Origin of the sequence: Vreelandella songnenensis, from assembly GCF_003002925.1 — a bacterium.
Taxonomy (GTDB): domain Bacteria; phylum Pseudomonadota; class Gammaproteobacteria; order Pseudomonadales; family Halomonadaceae; genus Vreelandella; species Vreelandella songnenensis.
This window is the reverse complement of the sequence record NZ_PVTK01000002.1, coordinates 1-21,421: the sequence shown is the minus strand read 5'-3', so window position 1 is coordinate 21,421 and position 21,421 is coordinate 1. Positions and strand designations below refer to the sequence as shown.

The 21,421-nt window shown below is 55.7% G+C and carries 19 protein-coding genes; 5 read left to right on the top strand and 14 right to left on the bottom strand.

Annotated features, from left to right (window positions below; all coding sequences use genetic code 11):
• Positions 1–156: 156 nt before the first annotated feature.
• The 12 genes from B0H98_RS04645 to B0H98_RS04590 all read right to left on the bottom strand — a co-directional run bounded on the left by B0H98_RS04645 (position 157) and on the right by B0H98_RS04590 (position 11,336).
• Positions 157–540 carry a hypothetical protein gene (locus tag B0H98_RS04645; protein ID WP_106373909.1) on the bottom strand — a complete coding sequence of 128 codons (384 nt, stop codon included), beginning with the start codon at positions 538–540 and terminating at the stop codon, positions 157–159.
• A gap of 1 nt (position 541) precedes the next feature.
• On the bottom strand, positions 542–1,000 hold the full coding sequence (locus B0H98_RS04640) for a flavodoxin (protein WP_106373908.1): 459 nt from the start codon (positions 998–1,000) through the stop codon (positions 542–544).
• A gap of 207 nt (positions 1,001–1,207) precedes the next feature.
• On the bottom strand, positions 1,208–1,507 hold the full coding sequence (locus B0H98_RS04635) for an integration host factor subunit alpha (protein WP_106373907.1): 300 nt from the start codon (positions 1,505–1,507) through the stop codon (positions 1,208–1,210).
• Positions 1,508–1,570: 63 nt separating this feature from the next.
• The gene (gene pheT / locus B0H98_RS04630; protein WP_106373906.1) at positions 1,571–3,952 is read right to left on the bottom strand and encodes a phenylalanine--tRNA ligase subunit beta; all 2,382 of its coding nucleotides are present in this window, start codon (positions 3,950–3,952) and stop codon (positions 1,571–1,573) included.
• Between the two features lie 26 nt (positions 3,953–3,978).
• Positions 3,979–4,998, bottom strand: coding sequence for a phenylalanine--tRNA ligase subunit alpha (pheS, locus tag B0H98_RS04625; protein WP_106373905.1), 1,020 nt, complete (start codon positions 4,996–4,998; stop codon positions 3,979–3,981).
• A 157-nt stretch (positions 4,999–5,155) separates the two neighbouring features.
• Positions 5,156–5,509 carry a 50S ribosomal protein L20 gene (gene rplT, locus B0H98_RS04620; RefSeq protein ID WP_009097607.1) on the bottom strand — a complete coding sequence of 118 codons (354 nt, stop codon included), beginning with the start codon at positions 5,507–5,509 and terminating at the stop codon, positions 5,156–5,158.
• Positions 5,510–5,566: 57 nt separating this feature from the next.
• Positions 5,567–5,761 (bottom strand): 50S ribosomal protein L35, encoded by a 195-nt coding sequence (gene rpmI / locus B0H98_RS04615; protein ID WP_009724291.1) that lies wholly within the window; start codon positions 5,759–5,761, stop codon positions 5,567–5,569.
• An 81-nt stretch (positions 5,762–5,842) separates the two neighbouring features.
• Positions 5,843–6,334 (bottom strand): translation initiation factor IF-3, encoded by a 492-nt coding sequence (gene infC / locus B0H98_RS04610; protein WP_106373904.1) that lies wholly within the window; start codon positions 6,332–6,334, stop codon positions 5,843–5,845.
• A 60-nt stretch (positions 6,335–6,394) separates the two neighbouring features.
• Complete coding sequence (gene thrS, locus B0H98_RS04605; RefSeq protein WP_106373903.1) at positions 6,395–8,317, bottom strand: threonine--tRNA ligase; 1,923 nt, start codon at positions 8,315–8,317, stop codon at positions 6,395–6,397.
• Positions 8,318–8,533: 216 nt separating this feature from the next.
• A complete protein-coding gene (locus B0H98_RS04600) occupies positions 8,534–9,409 on the bottom strand; it encodes an OmpA family protein (protein ID WP_106373902.1) in 876 nt (291 codons plus the stop codon).
• 289 nt (positions 9,410–9,698) lie between these two features.
• The gene (locus tag B0H98_RS04595) at positions 9,699–10,166 is read right to left on the bottom strand and encodes a DUF2489 domain-containing protein (protein WP_106373901.1); all 468 of its coding nucleotides are present in this window, start codon (positions 10,164–10,166) and stop codon (positions 9,699–9,701) included.
• A gap of 105 nt (positions 10,167–10,271) precedes the next feature.
• Positions 10,272–11,336 carry a COX15/CtaA family protein gene (locus tag B0H98_RS04590; protein WP_106373900.1) on the bottom strand — a complete coding sequence of 355 codons (1,065 nt, stop codon included), beginning with the start codon at positions 11,334–11,336 and terminating at the stop codon, positions 10,272–10,274.
• 328 nt (positions 11,337–11,664) lie between these two features.
• Between B0H98_RS04590 and B0H98_RS04585 the strand changes: the two genes are divergently transcribed.
• Complete coding sequence (locus B0H98_RS04585; protein WP_106373899.1) at positions 11,665–11,880, top strand: hypothetical protein; 216 nt, start codon at positions 11,665–11,667, stop codon at positions 11,878–11,880.
• Here B0H98_RS04585 and hrpB read toward each other — a convergent pair.
• Together hrpB and B0H98_RS04575 are read right to left on the bottom strand one after the other, a co-directional pair.
• The gene (hrpB, locus tag B0H98_RS04580; protein ID WP_106373898.1) at positions 11,877–14,309 is read right to left on the bottom strand and encodes an ATP-dependent helicase HrpB; all 2,433 of its coding nucleotides are present in this window, start codon (positions 14,307–14,309) and stop codon (positions 11,877–11,879) included. The two genes, B0H98_RS04585 and hrpB, sit on opposite strands and share 4 nt — an antisense overlap.
• Entirely contained in the window at positions 14,306–14,974 is a 669-nt protein-coding gene (locus B0H98_RS04575; protein ID WP_106373897.1) for a TetR/AcrR family transcriptional regulator, read from the bottom strand. Before B0H98_RS04575 ends, hrpB begins: the two co-directional genes overlap by 4 nt.
• 196 nt (positions 14,975–15,170) lie before the next feature.
• Here B0H98_RS04575 and xdhA point away from each other — a divergent pair, with 196 nt between their 5' ends.
• The 4 genes from xdhA to guaD are packed head-to-tail and all read left to right on the top strand — an operon-like array spanning position 15,171 to position 21,228.
• Positions 15,171–16,628 carry a xanthine dehydrogenase small subunit gene (gene xdhA / locus B0H98_RS04570; RefSeq protein WP_106373896.1) on the top strand — a complete coding sequence of 486 codons (1,458 nt, stop codon included), beginning with the start codon at positions 15,171–15,173 and terminating at the stop codon, positions 16,626–16,628.
• On the top strand, positions 16,612–19,035 hold the full coding sequence (gene xdhB, locus B0H98_RS04565; RefSeq protein WP_106373895.1) for a xanthine dehydrogenase molybdopterin binding subunit: 2,424 nt from the start codon (positions 16,612–16,614) through the stop codon (positions 19,033–19,035). Before xdhA ends, xdhB begins: the two co-directional genes overlap by 17 nt.
• A gap of 59 nt (positions 19,036–19,094) precedes the next feature.
• Positions 19,095–19,907 carry a xanthine dehydrogenase accessory protein XdhC gene (gene xdhC, locus B0H98_RS04560; RefSeq protein ID WP_340162375.1) on the top strand — a complete coding sequence of 271 codons (813 nt, stop codon included), beginning with the start codon at positions 19,095–19,097 and terminating at the stop codon, positions 19,905–19,907.
• A 1-nt stretch (position 19,908) separates the two neighbouring features.
• Positions 19,909–21,228, top strand: coding sequence for a guanine deaminase (gene guaD, locus B0H98_RS04555; protein ID WP_106373893.1), 1,320 nt, complete (start codon positions 19,909–19,911; stop codon positions 21,226–21,228).
• Positions 21,229–21,421 lie beyond the last annotated feature (193 nt).

Genomic DNA, 21,421 nt, shown 5'->3' with positions numbered 1-21,421 from the left:
GCAATATCCTGCTTGCCATCTAGCAATCTTCTGTCAACCATCGTACCGATACTCATGTCCATTCATCAAGATTTACCCATTTGCGGTTCCGCATGTAAAAGCGCAAGACGCTTGATTAATCGCTTGTGAATACCAGCAGTTGAGTGAAGATGCTGCTTAGATTTCTTTAGCATGCTGCTCGGATGTCCACCAAAGGCTTACCGCATGCACAAGCAATCCGCAGGTAGCCGCATGAGAGATAAACACCTGCCAGCTGATCCAGTCCGTGAACAGCATATGCCATGCGCCCATTACCAAGGCCCCCAAAACAAGCATGCCTGAAAGACGCAAGCATAAACGCGGCAGACGGCTGCGCTGCTCGGCGCCCAGCAGGCGCCACTGAACGGCAGTGGCCACGGCTACCAGGGCTACGCCCATCATGATAAGCGTTTGCCGTGTTTCATGGCCGTCTGCCATGAAGCGTGGCACGGCCGCCAGCATCACTACGCAAAGTCCAAGCGCTACGCTTATACGCTCCGCTGAGTAAGGCCTGATCTGCATGTCAGGCGCCCTTCAGCTGTTCGTCAATCCATGTTTCCACCCAGGGAACTGCGGCATCATCCGCCATGAAGGTTTCCATGGCATCGATTTCCAGGCGCTCGCCTAGACGGCGTGCGCCATGCTCTTCGAGCAGCGCATCGAGCTGGCGCCCTGCGCCACAGAAGGTATCGGCGTAGGAGCTATCCCCCAAGGCAATCAGGCCGTAACGCAAGGAGGTAAGCGCCGGGCTTTGATCACTCAGATTACGCACAAAGGGGACGAAGTTGCCGGGATAGTCGCCGCTACCGGTAGTTGAGATTACAAACAGGGAAACACCGTCATCACTGGTCACATCGTCTAAAGTGGGCTGCTCGGCAATATTCACTTCATACCCGGCTGCTTCGAAGAGCGGCTTGACCTGCTCGGCGACATCCAGAGCGCCGCCGTACATGGTACCCACCAGTATGTTCAGTTGAGGCATCACTACCTTCCTGTATTCAGAGTATTCCGACGCCTGATTCAGAGATTCAACCAGCGCCGCTAATGAGTCGGAATAGTAACATAACCCGTCTGGAAGGCGCATTTCAGCCCCCTCCTGTGCTTTAGCTGGTGCAAGGCGGCTTGATTCTTACGCGCATAAAAAATGGAGCGTCCGAAGACGCTCCATTCATCTCGCTATTCATCAGCGCTACTTGTTCTTGACGTAGTGCTCGACCTGCTGCTTCAGCTTTTGACCCGGGCGAAAGGTCACTACACGGCGTGCCGAAATAGGAATTTCTTCGCCGGTCTTGGGGTTACGCCCTGGCCGTTCACGCTTATCACGCAGGTCGAAGTTGCCAAATCCTGACAGCTTGACCTGTTCGTTTTCTCGTAAGCAGGCTCGAATCTCTTCAAAGAAAGCTTCGACCATTGCTTTCGCTTCTCGCTTAGACAGTGCCAGCTCGGTATGTAAATGCTCCGCCAGCTCTGCTTTGGTCAACGCACCCATAAGACTCTCCTTGTAGCAAACGCATTGCCAAGAACGTGATAAGCGTCGTGTCGCGTATTATTGTCAGCCGCGCAGCTCAGCCTCAAGCTGGACACGCACTTGTGTCACGATGGAATCTATCAACTGATTGATTTCTTCATCGTTTAGCGTGCGTGAAGGATGCTGCCAGGTCAAGCCCAATGCAATACTCTTGTGGCCGTCCGCCACGCCTTTACCAGCATAGACATCAAATAGCGTGATGTCTTTCAAGTAATCACCCGACTGCGCCCTGGCACAATCCAGCAATGCCTGTACCGGCACCTCATCCTTGACGGTAAACGCCAGGTCGCGGCGCACTTCAGGGAAGCGTGACAATGCTTCAAACGCAGGAATACTGCCCTGACTCAGCGTATCCAGGCGCACTTCAAACAGCACCGCATCCACTTTCAGGCCAAGCTTGGCGCGCACCTGAGGATGTAGCGTGCCAATCCAACCGGCGTGCTCACCCTTGAACAGAATCTGGGCACTCTGACCCGGATGGAGCGCTGGATGCTCGGCAGGCTCGAAACGCCAGGCATCGAGATTACCGCCTAACGCCAGCAGACTCTCGAGATCGCCTTTCAAATCGTAGAAGTCGATACGCTCCTTTGAACCGCTCCACCCTTCCGATTCGCGGCTACCGCACGCCAGCGCCCCCATCATGGGGATTTGCGACAGCTGGTCCAGCTCACCGTTGAACACAAGCCCTGTCTCGAAGAGACGAACGCGGGTCTGCTGACGATTCAGGTTGTGCTCCATGGCACGCACCAGACCTGGAAACAGACTTGCCCGCATTACCGAAAGATCGGCGGAGATCGGGTTGGCAAGTACCGGAGACACCGCATCCGGCAGCAGCGCAGCCTGCAGCTCAGGTGCAACAAAACTGTAGGTGACGGCTTCCTGGAAACCGCGAGCCACCATCTGACGACGCAGCTGTGCCTGGGTCAGGGTCGCTTCATCGGCTGAGCGCAGCGCAAGCCGCGCCGCCGGACGGCGAACAGGCAAGTTATTGTAGCCATGAATACGTGCAATCTCTTCAATCAGGTCTTCTTCAATGGCAACATCAAAACGCCAGCTCGGCGCCACCACCGACCAGCCATCTGCCTGGGGGGTAACATCAAGACCCAGTCGCTCGAGAATATCAGTGACATCATCACCGGCCAGCTTTTTGGAGAGCGCACTTTCCAGCCGTGCTTCGCGCAGCAAGATGGTGCTGGGCACCGGCATGTGGGCATCATTTGTCGTTTCGCCTACAGGCCCGGCCTTGCCACCACAGATATCGATCAGCAGGCGCGTGGCGCGCTCGACCGCCACGCTGGCAAGCTGCGGATCCACGCCACGCTCGAAGCGGTGAGAGGCATCCGTATGCAGGCCGTAGGAGCGCGCCTGCCCGGCGATTGCAAGCGGCGTGAAAAAGGCTGACTCGAGAAAAATCGTCTGAGTAGCTTCGCTGACGCCTGAATTCTCGCCCCCCATGATACCCGCCATGGCGAGCGGCCCTGCCTCATCGGCGATCACCAGTGTCTCGGGACGTAGCGATACCTGCTGGCCATCCAGAAGCGTCAGCTGCTCGTCCGCCTGAGCCAGGCGCACAATGATCTGGCCATTGAGGTTATCGCGGTCGAAAGCATGCAGCGGCTGGCCAAGTTCCAGCATGACATAGTTGGTAATATCCACGACCGGATCAATGGAGCGAATACCGCTGCGCCGCAGCCGCTCGACCATCCACAGCGGCGTTTCAGCCTTGACGTTCACCCCCTTGATGACTCGACCAACGTAGCGCGGACACTTCTCGGGCGCTTCCACGCTTACCGAAAAGGTATCGTCGATTTCAGCGCTAACCGGCTCGATGTCAGGTGCACTGAGCGCCAGGCGATTAAGCACGCCCACTTCCCGCGCCAGTCCTTTGATGCTCAGGCAGTCGCCGCGGTTGGGCGTCAAATCCACCTCGATGGTCATGTCATCAAGATGCATGAACTCACGAAAATCGACACCCACCGGGGCGGATTCAGGCAGCACCAGAATACCGGGCGAGGTATCTTCCTCGAGCCCGAGCTCGGATGCCGAACAGATCATGCCACGCGATTCGACGCCGCGCAGCTTGGCTTTCTTGATCTTGAAATCGCCCGGCAGTACGCCGCCCACCTGGGCAAAAGGAATCTTCTGACCAACCTCGACGTTTGCGGCGCCACACACCACCTGCACCGGCGCCTCTGAACCGTCATTGACCGTGCAGACATTCAGCTTGTCGGCATCCGGATGCTTTTCCTTGCTCAGCACTTCGGCGACCACAACGCCGCTGAACAAGGCGGCAACCGCTTCGACGGCGTCCACTTCCAAACCGGCCATGGTGATCTGATCGGCAATGGCCTGAGTCCCAAGCTGCGGCGATACCCATTCGCGCAGCCACTGTTCTGAAAATTTCATGATCGTTCCTGTATCAGGCGGCGGTATTAGGCGAATTGGCGCAGAAAGCGCAGGTCATTTTCAAAGAACAAACGCAGATCATTGACCCCGTAGCGCAGCATTGCCAGACGCTCTGCGCCCATGCCGAAGGCAAACCCGGTATAGCGTTCGGTATCGATACCCGAATGACGGAATACTTCCGGATGCACCATGCCGCACCCCATTACTTCCAACCAGCCGCTGTGTGAACAGACGCGACACCCCTTACCGCTGCACATGACACACTGAATATCGACCTCAGCGGAGGGCTCGGTAAACGGGAAGTAAGAAGGCCTGAAGCGTACCGACAGATCGTCACGCTCAAAAAAGGCCTGAAGAAAATCTTCAATGGTACCCTTGAGATCGGCGAAACTGACGCCCTCATCGACCAGCAGCCCCTCTACCTGGTGAAACATGGGCGTATGCGTCAAGTCCGAGTCGCTACGATAAACACGACCAGGGCACACGATGCGCAGCGGCAGCTCGCTGTTTTTCATGGTGCGCACCTGCACCGGTGACGTATGGGTTCTCAGCAGCCGAGTCGCGTCGAAATAAAACGTATCCGCCATTCCGCGTGCCGGGTGGTGAGCCGGAATATTGAGCGCTTCAAAATTGTGATAGTCATCTTCGATTTCCGGGCCGACCGCTACATCGTAGCCAATGCGTGTAAACAGCCCTTCGATACGCTCGAGCGTGCGCGTTACGGGGTGAAGACCGCCTTCAGCCTGACCACGCCCTGGCAGAGTGACATCGATGCGCTCCGCCGCCAGCCGGGCATCTAGGGCAGCGCTGTCCAACGCCTGGCGCTTGGCATCAATTTCACCGGCCAGCGTCTGCTTGGCCTGGTTGATCCGCTCACCGGCAGCGGGACGCTCTTCTGCCGATAGCTTGCCCAGGCCTTTCAGCAAGGCCGTTACTTCGCCCTTTTTTCCCAGGTAGCGAACGCGTAGCTCCTCAAGGGCAGGAACGTCTTGCGCGGCCTGAATGGCATCACGAGCTTCAGATACCAGAGTAGGAAGGTGGTCCATCCGTTTCACTCCGAATTAAGCGGCTCCCTCTTTTTGAGGGTGTTGCACGTAGAAGGTGACAAAAAAACAGGGGAAGAGCGGCTGCTCTTCCCCTGCAGGGTCACACTGAAATGACCTTGGTCACGTTACACCGGCAGTGCTCGGCGTAATGAAAACCTTATTGGGCAGCCTTGGCTTTTTCCACGATAGCAGCAAACGCCGCTTTTTCGTGTACTGCCAGGTCGGCCAATACTTTACGGTCGATTTCAATACCGGCTTTCTTCAGGCCGCCAACAAAACGGCTGTAGGACATGCCGTTGATGCGTGCACCCGCATTGATACGCTGAATCCACAGCGCGCGGAACTGACGCTTGCGGTTACGGCGGTCACGGTAGGCATACTGGCCGGCTTTGATAACGGCCTGTTTGGCTACGCGGAAAACACGCGAACGGGCACCGTAGTAACCCTTGGCCTGCTTCAATACTTTTTTATGGCGACGACGGGCAACTACGCCACGCTTAACACGAGTCATAACACACTCCTGACTTTAAGGCTGAGGCCAACGGCACTCAGAAAAGAAAATTCGACGTTACAGGTTCGGCAGCATGCGCTGAATCAGCGCTTTGTCAGAAGCATGAATCTGCTTCATTCCACGCAGCTGACGCTTACGCTTGGTCGATTTCTTGGTCAGGATGTGGCTACGGAAAGACTGCTTGTGCTTGAAGCCGTTAGCGGTCTTTTTGAAGCGCTTGGCAGCGCCGCTGTTGCTTTTGATTTTCGGCATGAGAAAACTCCGCTCGATATTTTTTAGAAAACCCAGGGCCGACCACCGCCTAAGCGATGGCCCGTTGGCAACGCCTCTGGATCACTTCTTCTTCGGGTTAAGGATCATGATCATCTGGCGGCCTTCCATTTTCGGGAAAGACTCCACCACACCGATCTCTTCCAGGTCTGCCGCGATCCGTTCCATCAGCTTGCGGCCGATGTCCTGGTGCGCCATTTCACGACCACGGAAGCGCAAAGTGACCTTACCCTTGTCACCACCTTCCAGAAAGCGCGTCAGGTTTTTCAACTTCACCTGATAATCGCCTTCGTCGGTGCCAGGACGGAATTTGACTTCCTTGACCTGGATTTGCTTTTGCTTCTTCTTTTGAGCCGCTTTTTGCTTCTTCGTCTCAAAAACGAATTTGCCGTAATCCATGATCTTACAGACGATGGGATCGGCATTCGAGATTTGCACGAGGTCTAGACCGGCAGCTTCAGCACGCTCCAATGCTTCGGTGGTGGGCACGACACCCAACTGCTCACCTTCTGCATCGATTAAACGTACTTCTTCTTCGGTAATCCGCTCGTTCATTGGTGGGCGTTTGTCTGCTGGACGCCCGCGCTGGTTGCTTCGCTTGATCGTTCCGTCTCCTTAGGCAATTGACGATGTCGCCAGGGCTGCTCGCTCTGCACTTAGACGCTCAATAAGTTCATCGATAGTCATTGTGCCGAGGTTTTCGCCGCTGCGAGTTCGCACGGCCACCGAGTCAGCTTCGACTTCCTTATCTCCCACCACAAGGAGATAGGGAATTTTCTGTAACGTATGCTCACGGATTTTAAAGCCGATCTTCTCGTTCCTCAAGTCCGCTTTAGCCCGTAAGCCATTTTTTTGCAGGCGCTGCTCCAATTCAAGGGCATATTCGCGCTGTGCATCGGTGATCGTCATCACCACGGCCTGCTGAGGTGCCAACCATAATGGCATAGCGCCAGCATAATGTTCAATCAGGATACCTATGAAGCGCTCCATGGAGCCCACGATCGCGCGGTGCAGCATTACCGGCGGCTTGCGCTCGCCCTCTTCGGTCACATACTGTGCACCTAAACGCTCGGGCATCATGAAGTCCACCTGCATGGTACCTACTTGCCATTCCCGGCCCAGGCAGTCTTTCATGTGGTATTCAATCTTGGGACCATAGAACGCACCTTCGCCAGGAAGTTCCTGCCATTCCACGTCGCAGGCTTTCAATGCGCCACGCAGAGCGTCCTCGGCGCGATCCCAGACCTCGTCGCTGCCAATGCGCTTTTCAGGGCGCAGGGCAATCTTGATGGCGATGTCTTCGAAGCCGAAGTCCTCATAGACCTTGAGCGCCTGGCGGTGGAAGCTGGTGACTTCAGGCTCGACCTGGGCTTCGGTACAGAAAACGTGGCCGTCATCCTGAGTAAAGGCACGAACGCGCATGATACCGTGCAAGGCGCCGGACGGCTCATTACGATGACACCCGCCAAATTCGCCAAAGCGTACAGGCAGCTCACGATAGCTGCGCAGCCCGGAATTGAATACCTGAACATGGCCAGGGCAATTCATGGGCTTCAGGGCGTACTCGCGCTTCTCGGACTCGGTAAAGAACATTCCGTCGGCGTAGTTGTCCCAGTGACCGGACTTCTTCCAGAGCGAAACATCCATTACCTGAGGACAACGGATTTCCTGATAGCCACCCTCTTTGTATACACCCCGCATGTACTGCTCGACCTGCTGCCATAACGCCCACCCGTTGGGGTGCCAGAAGATCATGCCTGGCGCCTCTTCCTGCATATGGAAAAGATCAAGCCGACGAGCTAGCTTGCGGTGATCGCGCTTTTCCGCTTCCTCGAGGCGCTTGAGGTAGGCTTTTAACTGCTTCTTGTCGCCCCAGGCCGTTCCATAAATACGCGTCAACATTTCGTTGGACGCATCTGCGCGCCAGTAGGCACCGGCAAGCTTGGTCAGCTTGAACGCCTTGAGATGACGTGTGTTCGGTACGTGCGGGCCACGGCACATGTCCGTGTACTCTTCATGATGATAGAGACGAATCTCGGCCCCTTCAGGAATGTCGCGAATGATTTCCTGCTTGTAGGTTTCATCACGATTCTGAAAGGTCTGCATCGCCTGGTCACGATCCACATACTCACGAACCACGTCGTATTCACGCTCAATCAGCGCCTGCATACGCTTTTCGATGGCTTCGAGATCTTCCGGCGTAATTGAACGGCCAAAATCGATATCGTAATAAAAGCCGTTTTCGATCACAGGGCCAATGGCCATCTTGGCCTCGGGATAAAGCTGCTTGACCGCATGACCTATCAGGTGCGCGCAGGAGTGGCGGATGATTTCCACCCCTTCCGGATCGCGCGCGGTAATGATCGCCACATTGGCGTCATCCTTGATGAGGTCTGCAGCATCTACCAAAACGCCGTCGATACGCCCTGCTATGCACGCCTTAGCCAAACCAGGGCCAATGGACTCAGCAAGTTGCATGATGGAAAGCGGCGCCTCAAACGTTCTTTGGCTACCGTCAGGTAGTGTGACAATCGGCATTCAAATTTTCCTTGAGCGCAGTGGTGATCCATACCAAGGATCACATTTCGCTATCAATGAGCAAAAGCATAAGGTAATACAAAACTATAACCGCGCGTAGCCTAGCAGACTTGCACGCTACGGAAAATAAAAACGGGAGGCCGAGGCCTCCCGCTGGTACACATTTCACAACTAAAGATAGCGGTTAAACCAGAGACGCTATCGATAGGTCATGAATTACTTCCACTCGTCGATTTCAACGCGACGGTTTTCCGCACGACCCTGATCGGTGTCGTTAGAAGCAACCGGACGCTCTTGACCATAACCGACAGCACGCATGCGGTTTGAAGCTACGCCACGCTGCGCAAGGTAAGTGGTTACAGATTCAGCACGACGCTGAGACAGGTCTTTGTTGTACTGAGCGGTACCGCGTGAATCAGTGTGGCCTTCGATGCTTACACGTACATCCGGGTTGTTGACCAGGCGCTCGGCAACATCGTTAAGGATGTTGCGGGCGTTGGAAGTCAGCTCAGCGGAGTCGAATTCGAAGTTCACATCGTTAAGAACGGCGCTTGCAGGGCAGCCCAGCGCGTTCACTTCGGTGCCAGCCGGTGTGTTGGGGCACTGATCGCGGTAATCCGGAACGCCGTCACCATCGGAGTCAAGCGGGCAGCCTACTGCATCTACTTCAACGCCGGCCGGGGTACCCGGGCACTGGTCGCGGTAATCCGGCACGCCGTCATTGTCTGAATCCAGCGGGCAACCTTCGGCATCAACCGCAACGCCAGCAGGTACTTCACCGTAGCTTGGGCACTGTGCTGCTACAGGCTCAGGCGTACGGTCTGCACACAGCAGGCCGCCGATAGCTGCACCCGCTACCGCGCCCGTTGCTGCACCGCTCTCTTCGTCGGAAGAGCCACTGGTGGCGTAGCCAATGCTGCCACCGATTACGCTGCCTGCCAGACCACAGACGAACGGGTGCTGATACCACTCACGCTCGCTGTTGTTGCTGGCACTGCTCTGACCAGAAGATTGTGAGGCAGAGCTGGCACAGCCAGAAAGCCCAACAACCAAGGCAGAACCGATGAGTAAGCCAGTCGTAGATTTTTTCATGCAAGACTCCTTGATCCAATGCTGACCTGGCCATATGACCAAATCTATCCAATGCTTCTTATTGCGAGAGCATCCATTTTTCGCCTGTTCAATATCACCACGCGGGCGTTCCCCTGCTTGGCATTGAACGGTTTGCCTATCATTAACGTTTTTACGCATGAAGGCAACAATGCCGAGATATCAACTTGTTGGCAATATCGACATCTCAAGCATAGCAAAGCTGCCATAATCGGCACTAAAAAAACACGCCGATGCGCCAATTTGCTTATTCTTTGCAACCGGCATCCACCTAATGTAGCGCAGAAGGACCTTGCGCGCGCCATTTAATCACGGCTTCTGCAGCGGCCAATACGGCTGGTCGCATCTCGGCTTCCACCTCCAGACGCTGCTTGTCTTCACTCATGCGCTCACGCGGCGTAAGCTTTGAACGCGCCGAGTGTGTCTTTAAATGCCGAGTGCGCTCATAAACCTGACCAAACGCCTGAAACTCAGCGCGCTCGGCCAGGCTTGGGTCAACAATTTCCAGAAGCACCTTACAGCGCCACGCCCCTTCCGTTATATCTACCTGCCCTTGCACCAAAGCGCCAGTGACGAAATCCAGGTTATCCAGGCTGTTCTGAATAGCCCGTTGATCCTCTTCAATTCGGAATTCGTCACGCCGCTTTACTTCCTTGCGAAGCTTCATGGCATAAAACGCCAGACCGGCAATGATAGCCAGGGCAAGTACGAGAAATATAAGTGCGCCCGTTACATTCATAGAGCTCCTTACCACCAACAGAAAATATCTGAACAGGAATTGTACACCCTTTACGGGACAACCGTGAACTTCTTGTGCAAGATTAATAGGTCTAGCTGCTTTTGATTATATGCCACGCCCGGCAGGTACTTTTTGAGTGGGGTAACACGCATCAAAAGAGCGGTTGAAAGCGCATTCATTCTCCTGTCGCCACTGCCACCAGGCCAATAGCATAGCAATGCTCAAAAGAACGGCGCCTGCGGTATGTATCAGCGCAAGCCATAAAGGCAGCCACATCAATACATTTAATGCTCCAAGCGCAACCTGCAGGAAGAAAACACCCACCACCCAGCCAAGTGATCGCCTTATAATGGGGTGGCGGCGGTATTGATAAAGCAGAATAATTAGCGACAAGCCCAGCAATACGGCGCCAACACGATGAACAAAGTGAATCGCCGTTCGCGCCTCCGCGTGCAGCTGCCCATGCAGGTAGTTAGGCCCAACCGTTTGTGTCAAATGAAAGCCTTCGTGAATATCCATACCTGGCCACCACTGACCGTTACAGGTAGGAATCCCCTGACAGGCAATACCTGCATAATTACTGGTGACCCACCCGCCCAAGGCAAGCTGCACTATCAGCAAGCCAGCGGCCATTCCCCACCAGACATTTAAACGTTTGGAGCCGAGCGCCTTGTGCTGGGCGACACCTCTTAAACGCAGGTGTAACCAGAGAAACAGCATCAGTACACTTAAGCCACCCAGAAGGTGCAAGGTAACCACTTGCGGCCAGAGCTTTAAAGTAACGGTGAAAGCACCAAAAGCGCCCTGTACGACGATAGCGGCCATAAGTACAAGGCTTATGCGCCAAGGGTACTGGCTCTTTTTTCGCAGCGGCCAACCTAGTACAAGGGCACCGATGACCAGCATGCCAAGCAGGGTTGCTATATATCGGTGGGCCATTTCAACCCAGGCTTTCGATGCATCCAGCGGCGCATCCGGATGGCGCAGGGCAGCGTACTCACTATCCGGCACCACCAGTCGCCCGTAGCAGCCCGGCCAATCGGGGCAGCCAAGGCCTGCATCGACCAAGCGTGTCCATGCGCCTACCAAAATGACCAGAACAGTCAGCAATGTCCCTAACAGCGTTAAACGTAAAAGCCACTTCAAGCGGCTTTCTATCGATTCTTGCATGATGTGTCCTTACACTTTTTTCGATGGCGATAGCCTTGGTTTCTATAAAAACGCGCAGATATCACCAAACGTTCCCTGGCACTTATATTAGCATCAAACAAAAACGCTGACCTACCTGGCTAACGCGCACTACAAACTGTCAACGTGGCGCGTTGATTAGAAAAACACGGCTTGTCAATGCATTAATGTCCCTGCTACAGCGCATCAAGAGTCATTTTTACAGCAGATGCGTGACGATTGGCGATTTACAACCTGCCAGCCAGCACCCTATAGTTCCCACATCGATTCAAGGTCTTTCAACAAGATCCTATAAAGCAGGGAGTCATGCATGTACAAGCACCGCCTTTCGACAGGGATGGTAGCCGTTTTGGCGCTGACTACACTCAGCACCTTATCAGGCTGCACTACCTATACCTGGCCAGACGGCTCGCAAGAAACCGTACTGGGTGTGGCTCCGGAGGATGAAAACAGGCGCTATGAAGAGCAGCGCGCAGATGGTGTTCGGTATCGTATTCCAGGTGAAGTCCCGCAACAGCAGGATTAACGACGCTTGGTCCACGCTGTGGCCTTTGCGCTCAAGGGATCCTCAGGCCACGGATGCTTTGGATAACGCCCGCGCATTTCCTTGCGTACCTGAGGGTAGCCGTTAAGCCAGAAACTGTTCAAATCCTGCGTTACCTGAAGGGGGCGGCGCGCTGGTGACAGCAGATGGATCATCAACATTACCCTACCTTCTACGACGGCAGGCGTTTCCTGCCAGCCAAACGCCTCTTGCAGCTTTAACGCCAACACCGGCGGGCGCCCTTCAAGGCACGTCAGGTAATCGATATGAACCTGTTTACCGCTGGGTACTTGTAGCGCCTCAGGAACAAGTTGATTGAATGCTTTCTGCTGTTCCCAGCTTAATTGGCTGAACAGAAAAGTGTGCAGTGGCATTCTTTCAAGCTGAGTCAAACGGGTGATATCTGTCAAGTAAGGCGCCAGCCACTGCCCCAGCGAATCAAGCAGCCCTTTCGTCGACCAGTCGGGCCACTGCTCCCCCAGCGTTTCGCGCAAGAGCGTCATCCGCCCCTGCAACTGCTGAAGCGACGAAGTCGCCAACAAGCCCGGGCGCTGGCGTACGGCGGTAAGCATCGCTTCAAGCACCCTGTCCGGCGGCAGAGTAGTCAAAGGGCGCGCCAGGAGCGTAAGCGCTTCATAGGTTTGCACCTTTTCGCCCACAAGCTTGCCCTGCTGCTCAGACCAGCTTACCCGTGTTTGCCACTCCAGACGGTCTGCATATAACTGGCTTAGCAGTTCAAGACTGAATGCTTCAGCGGCATAGATTCTGGCTTCACGCGAGGCACTCTCTAGATCAACCGCGATGATATACGGTTGGTGCGCCAACGGATCATTCAGCGAAAGAGTCGCCGTTTTTCCCGATGCCAGCTGGAACCGCCCCGGGCTGAGCTGCTGGGCAATACGCTCTGGGTAAGCAAGCGCCAGAAGCCTGCAAAGCGGTGTCAAATCGGCCTCTTTGAGCGATACGTTCGCAAGCCTTGCAAACCGCTTGGCGTCACGCAACCAGGCAGGAAACTGTCTCGCGTTGGAAAACCGCTGCCCAAGCGCGTCGTGCAAGGAGCGTTCACGACGCTCACGGTTTTCCAGCAAAGCGGCAAGCCCGCAGGCCAGGGCCGTTGCCTTGAACTCGGCAGCATGCTCAAGCATGACGGCCAAGCGAGGCTCAACCGGCCAACGGGCGCAGCGTTTGCCCAGGGGAGTCAGCTTATGCTCTCCATCCAGCATACCCAACTGTACCAGTAGTGCTCTGGCACTCTGCCAGGCGCCTGCGGGAGGCGCGGTCATCCAGCTAAGCTTATCCGGCGAACCGACACCCCAGCGTGCCAGCTCCAATACAAGGCCCGACAGGTCAGCTTGTGAAATCTCAGGTTCACGGTGCGCCACCAGCGGCTGCTCTTGCGCCCATAGCCGAAAACAGTATCCTGGCTGTTGGCGCCCTGCCCGGCCGCGTCGTTGATCGGCGCTTGCCCGGTTAACCCGTCGGGTCGCTAGATAGGTAAGCCCCGTTGCCGGCTGAAATATCGGCACACGCTCAAGCCCCGCATCAACGACGACATTGACCCCCTCGACCGTTACGCTCGACTCGGTAATCGCAGTAGAGACAATGATGCGGCGCCTATTCGCCTCTGGGGCCAATGCCGCACGCTGATCATCAAGCGACATACGCCCATGAAGTGGGCGCGACGCTATATCAGGCAGCGTGTGGCGCAGCATCTGCACCAGCCGCTCTATTTCGGCAACACCGGGCAGAATCACCAGTAAATCCGCAGCCTCTTGACCGCCTAGCGCTTCTTGGATAACGCGCAGCGTTGCCTGCTCAAGACTTTCATTTGCATAAGCAGGCCGGTAGCCGGTTGTTACCGGATACTGACGACCTTCGCTTACGATAACCGGCGCATCTGCCCCCATTACACGGCTCAGGGCGCCTATGTCCAGGGTTGCGGACATCACTATCAGGCGCAGATCATCACGCACGCTGGTCTGTACATCCAGCGCGAATGCCAGGCCTACATCGCTATCCATGCTGCGTTCATGAAACTCATCAAAGATAATCCCCGCTACACCTTCCATCAGCGGATCATCCTGCAGCATGCGCAGCAGCACTCCCTGGGTAATGACCTCCAGCCGGGTATGCTCGCCAACACAGCTATCGCCTCGCATCCGATAGCCGACCGTCTGGCCAAGCGGCTCACCAAGTTGCTGGGCCATGAAGCTGGCAGCTAACCGGGCGGCAACTCGCCGAGGCTCAAGCAACAGAATCTTTTGCCCAGATGCCCAGCTGCTTTCTAAAAGCGCGAGCGGTACACGAGTGGTTTTCCCGGCGCCCGGCTGCGCCATCAGAATAAGTCGGTTATGCCTTTCAAGACCGCTGCCAATAGCAGCAAGATGCGGCTCGATAGGAAGCTGGCTCATGAATCGACCGCCCCATCATTTTCAACGGTTGACCGCGCAGTGATTCCACAGCCTTTAAGGATCACGTGCTCAAGAAACCGGGTAATGGAAGCCAGATCGTTCTCGTCAAGGGCATCGCGACCAATGACCCGCGTCACTTGAGCACTGTACTCGGTGTAGTGCTGAGTGGCCGACCAGATCAGGAAAATCAGCCAGCGCGGGTCAACCTCATCCATTCTGCCCTGTGCAGACCACTGCCGAATGATGGCTGCCCGTGCGGCCACCCATTCGCGCAGTTCGCCTGCAAGATACTCATTCAAAAACGGCGCACCGGCTAGAATTTCGGCGGCAAAGAGCTTTGAACCGTCAGGATAGCGCTGACCCAGCACCATTTTAGTGCGAATAAAGTTGCTCAGAACCTGCCCTGGATCACTATCCGGGGTGATGTTTTCCAGTACCGCGTTCCAGCGCCGCATCATACGGTTAAGCAGGCGAATATAGAGCGCCTGTTTGCTGCCCATGTAATACAAGATATTAGCCTTGGGCAGCGCAGCCTGATCGGCTATGGCTTGAAGGCTAGCGCCCCGGTATCCGTGCCTTGCAAACACCTGCTCGGCTGCGTTCAATATTCCTTGTTCAATGCGTTCACGCTGGGCGCTTTCGTTGGTCGCAGTTTCTGCTGACATATAAACTTCCTGAATAAGCATGACACATACGCGCGCTACTTCGCTCAACGCCGCTTAACGTTGCACAAAATAGTAACATTTTGCGTAACTTTGCCCCACCTCGGTGCGCTCAGCAAACACTTGCGCGGCGCGCTTTTTTGTCTCAAGCTCAGTTGATATTGACCAATCGGTCAGAACAAACATAACGGAGTCGGGCATGGCTAATATTGAGTTCTTTCTCAATGGCAACCCCAGACAGTGCCATGTAGCGCCGGATACGAGTATCTTAACGCTCCTGCGCGAACATTTGGGTATCACAGGCACGAAAGAGGGCTGCGCGTCAGGAGATTGTGGCGCATGCACTGTCGCCATTGCCGACCCCGATGCGCCTACACCTGCCTATATAAGTATCAATGCCTGCATTACTCCCGCGCATCAGCTCCAGGGAAAATCGCTGATGACCGTTGAAGGGCTCGAGCTGAACGGGCAGTTGCATCCAGCTCAGGCAGCCATGGTCGAGTGCCACGGAAGCCAGTGCGGCTTTTGTACACCCGGCGTGGTCATGTCCTTGTTTACCCTTCACGAGTCGCGCACTGAAACGAGTGAACCCCCGACTTCTGAACAGCTTGAGGCCGCCCTAAGCGGCAATCTTTGCCGCTGCACCGGGTATCGTCCTATCCGGGATGCAGCGTTGCAGATGCAGAGCCTTGCCCAGCCCTCCGCCCTTTGGCATGAAGCTTCCCTGCCGGTGCTATCGGCTCAACCACCGGTGGCACCAGACGATAATGCTGAGTGCTTCTTTTATCAGCCAGCTTCGCTTGAAGATTTGACTCACGTTCGCGCTCGCTATCCTGATGCTCGCCTGATAGCCGGAGGGACAGATCTTTGGCTTGAAGCGACACAGCAGTTAACACCGTTGAATCAGCTAATCGATATTACAGGGGTCAAAGCGCTATCGGTCATCGAAACGGCTCAACTTGAGGGGCAAGAGGGCTGGTGGATAGGCGCTGGGGTTACCTACTCCCAGCTTGAGCCATTGTTGAACGCTCATTTCCCGGCCTTTGCCCACCTACTGCATCGCCTGGGTTCTCGGCAGATTCGTAACCGCGGTACGCTGGGGGGCAATATTGCCAATGCCTCACCCATTGGCGATACCCCGCCGGTGCTGCTGGCCCTGGGTGCCGTTGTGGAACTGGCAAGTATCGACCAGACTCGTCAGCTGTCACTCGAGGACTTTTTTCTGGACTACAAGAGGACCGCACTGGCGGCAAGCGAGGTCGTGTCCCGTGTCTTTATCCCCCGGCTTGACGAGCACGTCAAATGCCACGTATGGAAACTCTCCAAGCGCCGCGAAGATGATATTTCAGCGGTTCTCGGCGCGTTTACCTATCGGCTCGAAAATGAGCGCCTGCGTGACGTGCGTATCGCTTTCGGGGGAATGGCAGCCATACCCAAGCGTGCCCTGAAAGCCGAGCAGGCCCTTGAAGGCCAGCTCATCACTGCCGATGGTTTTCGTCAGGCCCAAGCTGCCCTGAGCAAAGATTTTTCACCCATGGATGACGTTCGCGGCAGTGCGCGGTACCGCCAGCAGGCGGCCGCCAATCTGATCGAGCGGCTTTATCTGACGCTTTCATCACCAGGCCAGGAGGTAATGCTGCATGCGTACGCTCACTAGGCTAGATACCGACAGCCGCCACGCCCGCCGCGAGCTGGATGATCAGATCAAGGGCGATGGGCCATTGGCACGCCATACCGTGGCAAACCACGGACAATGCCATGCAGGGCAGTCAAGCGTTCATGAAAGCGCTGAAAAGCACGTGACTGGTAAAGCTGCCTATATCGATGATCTGGCAATACCCGCTGATGCGCTGCATGTGGCCCTTGGTCTATCCCCGGTAGCTTACGGCACGCTGACGCGCCTGAATCTCGAAACGGTCAGGCAAGCGCCAGGCGTTATCGACGTGATCACCTTTGGCGATGTACCAGGACATACCGATATAGGGCCGGTCTTCCCGGGCGATCCCATTTTTGTCGAAAGCGATATCAGCTATGCCGGGCAGTGTCTGTTTGCCGTTGCGGCAACGTCTCTGCAGGCGGCGCGGCGCGCGGTCAAGCTGGCCATTATCGATATCGACGAACGATCCGCCCGCCTCGACCCGGTTGCTGCGGCGCGCTGCGAAGAGCTGGTTCGCCCTACGCATACCCAGGAGCGCGGCGACTGGCAGAGTGTCCTGCAGCAGGCTGATCAAATCATTGAAAACGATCTGTTCGTTGGCGGCCAGGAGCACTTCTATCTGGAGGGACAAGCCTGCGTGGTGCTGCCTACTGAAGATGAAGGCGTTATTGTGCACACGTCCAATCAGCACCCGAGCGAAACTCAGAAACTGGTGGCGGAGGTCCTTGGCATTGCCTTTCACGCCGTGACGGTAGAGGTTCGGCGAATGGGCGGAGGGTTTGGCGGGAAAGAGACCCAGGCCTCGCCCTGGGCCTGTATCGCTGCCATTATTGCCAGGCGCACCGGTAAAGCAGTGCGGCTTCGCCTACCGCGCCGAGAGGATATGCACGTCACTGGCAAACGCCATCCTTTCCACAACCGCTATAGACTCGGTTTTGATGCCCACGGCGTTATTCAGGGCGGCGAAATTTCGCTGATTGGAAACTGTGGCTATTCGCCGGACCTTTCCGATGCCATCGTGGATCGCGCCATGTTCCATGCCGACAACGCCTACTCGCTGGGCGATGTTCGCGTAACCGGCTACCGGGCCAGGACCCATACAGCTTCCAATACGGCGTTTCGCGGCTTTGGCGGTCCTCAGGGCATGATGATTATCGAAGCTGCCATGGATGATATTGCCCGCCATACGGGCGTGGACCCACTGACGGTTCGCAAACGTAACCTTTATCGAGAAGGGCGTGATGTCACTCACTACGGGCAAACGGTGGATCAATGCCAATTACTGCATAATCTGATCGACAAGCTCGAAACCGACAGTGAGTACTGGTCGCGGCGCGAGACGGTACGCCACTTCAACGCGAGCAGCACGATCATCAAAAAGGGGCTGGCGCTTACGCCGGTCAAGTTTGGCATTTCCTTTACTGCCCAACACCTCAATCAGGCCGGCGCCCTGCTCCACGTCTATACCGACGGCAGCGTGATGATCAGCCACGGCGGCACAGAAATGGGCCAGGGTCTGCATACCAAGATTTGCCAGGTAGTAGCGCTTGAATTGGGATTGGACCTCTCTCAAGTGCGCATTACTGCGACGCGGACCGACAAGGTGCCCAACACTTCTCCTACGGCAGCCTCGAGCGGTGCGGATCTGAATGGCATGGCCGCCCGTGACGCAGCCTGTAAACTACGTGAAAGACTGCTTGATTTTGCTGCCGCCCACTTTGAAACCGGGCTGGATCGCGAGGGTATGCGCCTGGAAGACGGCATGCTGGTCGCCGGCCTGGGTGAAAGTGAGCACAGGATCCCGTGGGGCGAACTTGTGCAGACAGCGTACCTCAATCGGATTTCACTTTCCGAAAAAGGCTTTTACGCTACCCCGCTGATCCACTATAACCGCGCTTCCGGCCAGGGCCGGCCCTTTTATTACTACGCGTTTGGCGCGGCGGTAAGTGAAGTGAGTGTAGACACATTGACCGGTGAGTATCTGGTGGATCGCGTCGATATACTCCACGATGTCGGCAACTCGCTCAACCCTGCCATTGATATCGGCCAAGTGGAAGGCGGATTTATCCAGGGAATGGGTTGGCTGACGACGGAAGAGCTCAAGTGGAGCGATAAGGGCGTACTAATGAGTGACGGACCCGCTACGTACAAGATACCCACGTTTGGCGACCTGCCGGCCACGTTCAACGTATCCTTACTTGAAGGGCACCCGAACTCCATGGCCAGCCTGTATCGCTCAAAAGCGGTCGGCGAGCCACCTTTCATGCTGGGAATCAGCGTATGGTCAGCGCTACGCGATGCGCTTTCGAGTCTTTCAGATTATAGGGTCTCACCCCGTCTGGACACACCCGCCACCCCCGAGCGCGTACTGCTGGCAGCTCAGGCTTTAAGGGTAAAGACGCTGTGAGCGCACCGCTTTCTTCTGATACCTGGCATGAAGCCCTGAACCGCCTGCAAACAGCAGGAATGCCACACGTGCTCGCCACCCTGGTTACCTGCCAAGGGTCAACGCCGCGTGAGCCCGGTGCCCGAATGGTCATCACCCCTACCGAATGCTTTGATACACTCGGGGGCGGTACTTTTGAATGGCAAACCCTTGAGGCGGCACGCAGTTTTTTAAGCACAGGAAAGCCGGGTTTTCACTTGGAAACCTTTTCTCTGGGTGGGCGCAGCGGGCAGTGCTGTGGCGGGTACGTCAATGTTCTTCTTGAAGTTTTCCCGGGCAGTCGTGTCAATGTAGCGGTTTTTGGCGCTGGCCACGTGGGCGGTGAAATCGTTTCGCTATGCGCACCGCTACCTTGGCAGCTGTATTGGTTTGATAGCCGCCTTGATGTATTTACCGAGAGGTGCCGCCATCAGCCGCGCCTTGAGTACGGTACGCTTGATGACGCAAAAACCAGTGTGGCGACGCTACCACCCGATACGCATACATTGGTAATGACCCACGATCACGATGAGGATTATGCGCTTGTCGCCGCACTGATTTTGCGTGATGACATCGCCTCTATCGGCCTTATCGGTTCAGAGAGCAAATGGGCAAGCTTTGCAGGACGACTCAAGCGGGATGGATATTCCGAAAATCGAATAAATCGGGTACGAAGTCCTATTGGCCGCATTCAGAATGCCAAGCTGCAGGATAAGACACCTTACGCAATCGCCCTGACAGCAGTATCAGAACTGCTCTGGCTGGCCGATATGCCCCCCAATCAAGAAAGCCGTGGGCTTGACCCACATATGGCACGCACGCTCTTTGCCAAATCCCCGACGACCTCGAGTTGATATGACCGTTACAACCGACACATTTATTCGTGCTGAATTGATCAGTTTTGCCCAGGACCCGGGAAATGGGAATGCCCCTGAACCGGGGAGTCTCGTACATTATGCTGATGGTCTGCTATGGCTGAAAGGTCAACATATCCATGCGTTAGGCGATTTCGCTGAACTATCCCCTTCGCTTGCTGAAAATGCGGGCGTTCTCGACTATCGCGGCAAGCTCATCATGCCGGGGTTTATTGATACTCACGTGCATTATGTGCAGCTGGATATCATGGCGTCCTATGGCCGCCAATTGCTCGATTGGCTGAACGATTACACCTTTCCTGAAGAGTGCCGCTTTGCCAATCATGCCCATGCAGTAGCGCTTTCAAACGCTTTTCTCGATGAGATGCTGCGGGCCGGCACGACAACCGCGCAGGTCTTCGGTTCAAGTCATCCAAACTCAGTAGATGCTTTCTTTACTGCTTGCCAAACACGCAATCTGAGAATGCTGGCAGGTAAGGTGTTGATGGACCGCAATGCACCTCAGGGGCTTCTTGACGGCGCTTCGGGTATTGCTGATACCGAGCGTTTGATCGAGGACTGGCATGGCCGTGAACGGCTAGGCTATAGCGTAACGCCTCGCTTTGCGCCTACTTCGACCAAGGCACAAATGGATGCCGCCGGTGCGCTGCTACGCAATGATTCAAGCCTCTGGCTGCAAACGCATCTGGCCGAAAACAGCGGCGAGCTTGACTGGGTAGCCGAACTTTTCCCGGGCAGCCGCGACTATCTGGCGGTTTATGAAGAGGCAGGCCTGGTAGGCCCGCGCAGTACGTTTGCCCACGGTATTCATCTGGATAACGGCATGCGCAAACGCCTGGCCGATCGAGGAGCCAGCATAGCGTTCTGCCCCAGTTCCAACCTGTTCCTGGGTAGCGGTCTTTTTGATCGTGACGCAGCCAATGAAATCGGCATGGCGTATAGCTATGCCACCGATATCGGTGCTGGCACCGACCTTTCCGGTTTTGGTACTTTAAAGAGCGCTTATCAGGTCGGCCAGCTGCGCGGACAGCCGCTTACGGCGTGGCAGGGGTTTTATGGCTTGACCCACGGCAACGCGAAAGCTCTTTCGCTGCATAGCCACATTGGTCAGCTTGCCCCCTCTTTTGATGCAGATTTCGTGGTTATCGACCCATGCTCGACACCGCTTCTGTCACGACGCATTGACCACTGCACTACTTTAGGCGAACGTCTCTTTGCACTCATGATGCTTGCGGACGACCGGGCCATCTACGAAACCTGGGCAGGAGGACAGTGCCAGCATAGGCGAGACAATATCTGATCAAACAGTGAGAGAGGCCAGGCGTTAAAACCTGGCGCTCTCTTCCGCTTTTATACCTACAAACTTTTCTTCCACACAAAAAAATCCCCCGAGGCGCAAGCCCCGGGGGATTTTTCACAATAAGTGCCTGACGATGACCTACTCTCGCATGGGGAGACCCCACACTACCATCGGCGCTAAGCGGTTTCACTAC

Coding starts and splice junctions, on each gene's coding strand:
- B0H98_RS04595 (WP_106373901.1), bottom strand. CDS start 10,166: ATGAATGTAACGGGCGCACTTATATTTCTCGTACTTGCCCTGGCTATC.
- hrpB (WP_106373898.1), bottom strand. CDS start 14,309: ATGAGCCAGCTTCCTATCGAGCCGCATCTTGCTGCTATTGGCAGCGGT.
- xdhA (WP_106373896.1), top strand. CDS start 15,171: ATGGCTAATATTGAGTTCTTTCTCAATGGCAACCCCAGACAGTGCCAT.
- xdhC (WP_340162375.1), top strand. CDS start 19,095: ATGCCACACGTGCTCGCCACCCTGGTTACCTGCCAAGGGTCAACGCCG.
- guaD (WP_106373893.1), top strand. CDS start 19,909: ATGACCGTTACAACCGACACATTTATTCGTGCTGAATTGATCAGTTTT.
- thrS (WP_106373903.1), bottom strand. CDS start 8,317: ATGCCGATTGTCACACTACCTGACGGTAGCCAAAGAACGTTTGAGGCG.
- rplT (WP_009097607.1), bottom strand. CDS start 5,509: ATGACTCGTGTTAAGCGTGGCGTAGTTGCCCGTCGTCGCCATAAAAAA.
- B0H98_RS04585 (WP_106373899.1), top strand. CDS start 11,665: ATGTACAAGCACCGCCTTTCGACAGGGATGGTAGCCGTTTTGGCGCTG.
- infC (WP_106373904.1), bottom strand. CDS start 6,334: ATGAACGAGCGGATTACCGAAGAAGAAGTACGTTTAATCGATGCAGAA.
- rpmI (WP_009724291.1), bottom strand. CDS start 5,761: ATGCCGAAAATCAAAAGCAACAGCGGCGCTGCCAAGCGCTTCAAAAAG.
- B0H98_RS04590 (WP_106373900.1), bottom strand. CDS start 11,336: ATGCAAGAATCGATAGAAAGCCGCTTGAAGTGGCTTTTACGTTTAACG.
- pheT (WP_106373906.1), bottom strand. CDS start 3,952: ATGAAATTTTCAGAACAGTGGCTGCGCGAATGGGTATCGCCGCAGCTT.
- B0H98_RS04600 (WP_106373902.1), bottom strand. CDS start 9,409: ATGAAAAAATCTACGACTGGCTTACTCATCGGTTCTGCCTTGGTTGTT.
- B0H98_RS04645 (WP_106373909.1), bottom strand. CDS start 540: ATGCAGATCAGGCCTTACTCAGCGGAGCGTATAAGCGTAGCGCTTGGA.
- B0H98_RS04640 (WP_106373908.1), bottom strand. CDS start 1,000: ATGCCTCAACTGAACATACTGGTGGGTACCATGTACGGCGGCGCTCTG.
- xdhB (WP_106373895.1), top strand. CDS start 16,612: ATGCGTACGCTCACTAGGCTAGATACCGACAGCCGCCACGCCCGCCGC.
- B0H98_RS04575 (WP_106373897.1), bottom strand. CDS start 14,974: ATGTCAGCAGAAACTGCGACCAACGAAAGCGCCCAGCGTGAACGCATT.
- B0H98_RS04635 (WP_106373907.1), bottom strand. CDS start 1,507: ATGGGTGCGTTGACCAAAGCAGAGCTGGCGGAGCATTTACATACCGAG.
- pheS (WP_106373905.1), bottom strand. CDS start 4,998: ATGGACCACCTTCCTACTCTGGTATCTGAAGCTCGTGATGCCATTCAG.